This window comes from Chitinophaga sp., assembly GCF_036566945.1.
Lineage (GTDB): Bacteria > Bacteroidota > Bacteroidia > Chitinophagales > Chitinophagaceae > Chitinophaga.
In genome coordinates, this window is sequence record NZ_DATCVJ010000587.1 from 1 (window position 1) to 3,801 (window position 3,801).

The 3,801-nt window shown below is 43.0% G+C and carries 2 protein-coding genes; both read left to right on the forward strand.

The features are described from left to right. The first annotated feature begins 149 nt into the window (after positions 1-149). The gene (locus VIP81_RS18000; protein WP_331964007.1) at positions 150-488 is read left to right on the forward strand and encodes a hypothetical protein; all 339 of its coding nucleotides are present in this window, start codon (positions 150-152) and stop codon (positions 486-488) included. 155 nt (positions 489-643) lie between these two features. Continuing rightward, complete coding sequence (locus VIP81_RS18005) at positions 644-3,583, forward strand: M16 family metallopeptidase (protein ID WP_331964009.1); 2,940 nt, start codon at positions 644-646, stop codon at positions 3,581-3,583. Positions 3,584-3,801 lie beyond the last annotated feature (218 nt).

Consider the following 3,801-nt stretch of genomic DNA (forward strand, 5'->3'; position numbering starts at 1 on the left):
AACCAGTGAATTGGGCTATGGTCCTGTGAAGTTGTACGCAAATTTTGCCCTGACGGCATTACATGATTACGGGTTACAGCAATACCCCTTTTCAATCGGTATCCGGTTGAATGGGTTCTAAGTTTATTAGCCAGTCCTAAATTGTGTTTATGCGTTCTTTTGTTGCTCTGATGACATGTATTGGTTGTATTGCATGGATTCACTCGTGTGAGAAACGTTTGTTAGGCGTTCGAATCGAAAAAAACAATATCACCCCGAATGATCAGCTATGGGAGCCATCCGTGGCTGTATTTCCCGCTAATTTACAAGCACGATATATTTCACAGATACAGGTAATGGATAATATTCCTGCCGCTGTAATACGTCCTAAAAGCAAGCCCCGGACGAAGAAACAACCGGGAATTACCCATAAAACAACGGACTCCCTGTTGTTTAACCTCGCAGTAGTGAAAGGACAATACTCAATCTATAACAATACGACCCCCTGATTAAAATGACATAGCTAGTTAAGATTACTGCCGGTTGAACAATCGGTTGTTACCCCCTTGCATCTACCGCTCATACAATTCTCTCCTTTTTTCCCTTTATTTATTTTTCACTTCCGGTATATTTGACAGAATAATTTCAAAAAACCAACTATTGTATGAGTCTTAAAAGAGTCGTATTACTGTTCCTGTTTGCCTGCTCGCTGAAAACCGCAGGGGCTCAGGAAAAATATCAATGGAAGGAGGCTACTTCAGGCGGTTACACCTACCGCTATATCTCCAACGATCCCATGAAGGCACGTTTTTACACGCTCAAAAACGGTCTGACAGTTATCCTGAGTGTCAATAAAAAAGATCCCCGTATCCAGACACTGATAGGCACCCGCGCCGGCAGTGATAATGATCCCAAAGATCACACTGGCCTGGCTCACTACCTGGAGCACCTGCTTTTTAAAGGTACCCAGCAATATGGCTCCCTCGACTGGGCAAAGGAAAAACCTTTGATCGACGAGATCTCTGATTTGTATGATAAATACAATAAAACTGTGGATCCTGCTGCGCGTAAAGCCGTTTATCATGAAATCGACAGCGTTTCCGGCGTAGCCGCAAAATATGCTATCGCCAATGAGTACGACAAACTGATGTCCGGTATGGGTGCTCAGGGAACCAACGCCCACACCTGGGTAGAGGAAACGATCTACGAGGAAGATATTCCTTCCAGCGCGATCGATAAATACCTCACCGTTCAGGCAGAACGTTTTCGTGATCCTGTTTTCCGCCTGTTCCATACAGAACTGGAAGCAGTATACGAAGAAAAGAACCGCGGACTTGACAACGACGGCCGTAAAGTATACGAAACCATGCTTGCCGCCCTGTTTCCTACGCACAACTATGGTCAGCAGTCTACCATTGGTACCGTTGAACATCTGAAGAATCCGAACCTGAAAGCTATCCGCCAGTTCTACAACGAATACTATGTGCCTAATAACATGGCAGTAGTAATGGCAGGTGATTTTGATCCGGACTATGTGATCAAATCCATCGATGACAAATTCAGTTACATGAAAGCTAAGCCGGTAAAGGAATACAAACCTGCTCCGGAAGCACCGATTAAAGCACCTATCGTAAAAGAAGTATTAGGTCCTGACGCAGAAAGCGTAGATATCGTTTTCAGAATGCCAGGCGCCCTCGATACCAAATCCAACCTCGTACTGGGTGTAATGTCCGCCATCCTCGAAAATGGTAAAGCGGGTTTACTGGATCTGAATATCAATAAACAACAGAAAGTACTGAACGCCAGCGCTGGTGTAATGGGACTGAAAGACTATTCTATTTTCTCACTGAGTGGTAAAGCTAAACAAGGCCAAACCCTGGAAGAAGTAAAAGCGCTGCTGCTGGGTCAACTCGATATCCTGAAAAAAGGTGACTTTGATGAAACCCTGGTGAAAGCCATTGTGAACAACGCTAAACTGAGCGAATTACAAGGACTGGAAAGCAATAACAACCGCGCTACCTCCCTGATGGATGGCTTCATTAAAAGCAAAGGCCAGAACTGGGCGTATGATGTGGCTTATGTAGATGATATGGGCACTGTTACTAAAAAACAGCTCGTTGACTACGCCAATAAATACCTCCACGATAATTACGTGATTGTTTACAAACGTAAAGGAGAAGACAAAAACATCCAGAAAGTTGAAAAACCTGTGATCACACCGGTAGAGGTAAACAGAGAAGCACAATCGGCTTTCCTGCAGAAGATTGCTGCAATGCCTGCTACTCCTGTGAAGCCACAGTGGCTGGACTACGAAAAAGATATCCAGAAAACATCCCTGGGTAACACTGATATGATGTACGTACAGAACAAAGACAATGGTCTTTTCCGCCTGTACTACCGTTTCGACATGGGCAGCTGGAATGATAAAAAACTCCCGCTGGCAACACAGTATCTGCAATACCTGAGCACAGATAAATATAGCTCTGAACAGATCAGTAAAGAATTCTACAACATTGCCTGCAATTTCAGTGTATCAGCAACTACTGAAAATACCACGATCACTATCAGTGGTTTACAGGAGAATTTTGATCAGGCAGTTGCTTTATTTGAGCACATCATTGCTAACTGTAAACCTAATGAAGAGGCACTCGCAGCCCTGAAAGGCCGCTTACAGAAAGCCCGCGCAGATAGCAAACTGAATAAGGGTGCTATCATGAAAGGTGTGGTAAACTATGCGATGTACGGCGCTAAAAATCCGTTTAATAACCAGTTAAGCCAGGCTGATCTGGATGGTATCACCGCTACAGAGCTGACCAACATTTTGCACGAATTGCCAACCTACAAACACAGCGTGATCTATTGGGGTCCTCAGTCACTGACTGCCGCCGCTGCTGATATAAAGAAGCTGCACACTTTGCCGGCTACTTTCAAAACAGCACCAGCAGCCGTGAAGTTTGTAAAAGACAATCAGCTGAAAAACGAGGTATTGTTTGCTGACTACGACATGGTACAAACAGAAGTAAACTGGTTGAGAAATTCAGATGTTTATGATCCTGCTAAAACAGGTCTGGTAACGCTGTTCAACAGCTACTTTGGTGGCGGTATGGGATCTGTTGTATTCCAGACGATCCGCGAATCTAAAGCACTGGCTTATTCTACCTATGCATTCTACGCATCACCTGATAAAAAAGATGAGCGTTATTCTATGGTTGCTTACGTAGGAAGTCAGGCAGATAAAATGAATGATGCGATTGTAGGCATGAACGAATTACTGAATGATGTTCCCCGTGCTGATAAGTTGCTGGAAACCGCTAAGGAAGGCATGAAGCAGGATATCGAAACAGAACGTATCACCAACGACGGTATTATTTTCAGCTACCTGGCTGCGCAGAAACTGGGCTTAAACACAGATATCCGCAAGCAGGTATACGAGTCTATCGATAAAATGAATTTCGATGAAGTGAAGAAATTCCATGATCAATATCTCGCTAATAAACCATACACTTATTGCATTGTTGCTTCTGAAAAGAAAGTGCCTGCAGAAGAGTTGAAGAAATACGGAGAAGTGAAGAAGCTTTCTCTGGACGAAATTTTCGGATATTAATCGGAGTTGAAAGCATAAAGTCATTGAAGCGATTTTTTGTCTTACTCAGGATTATACTGATTTTGATGATTTTTGGGATATGTCTTTAGATTTTAAAAGATTAGGGGTGATAGCAGCGGATTTCGCTTTTATCACCCCTAATCTTTTAAATCATATAAAAAAAACAGAAAAAACAAAAAAAACAAATCTGGCAAATCATCAAAATCAGTATAATCCTG

What these genes read in the sequence shown, in the direction of transcription:
- VIP81_RS18000 (WP_331964007.1), top strand. Translation starts at nt 150, where the DNA reads ATGCGTTCTTTTGTTGCTCTGATGACATGTATTGGTTGTATTGCATGG.
- VIP81_RS18005 (WP_331964009.1), top strand. Translation starts at nt 644, where the DNA reads ATGAGTCTTAAAAGAGTCGTATTACTGTTCCTGTTTGCCTGCTCGCTG.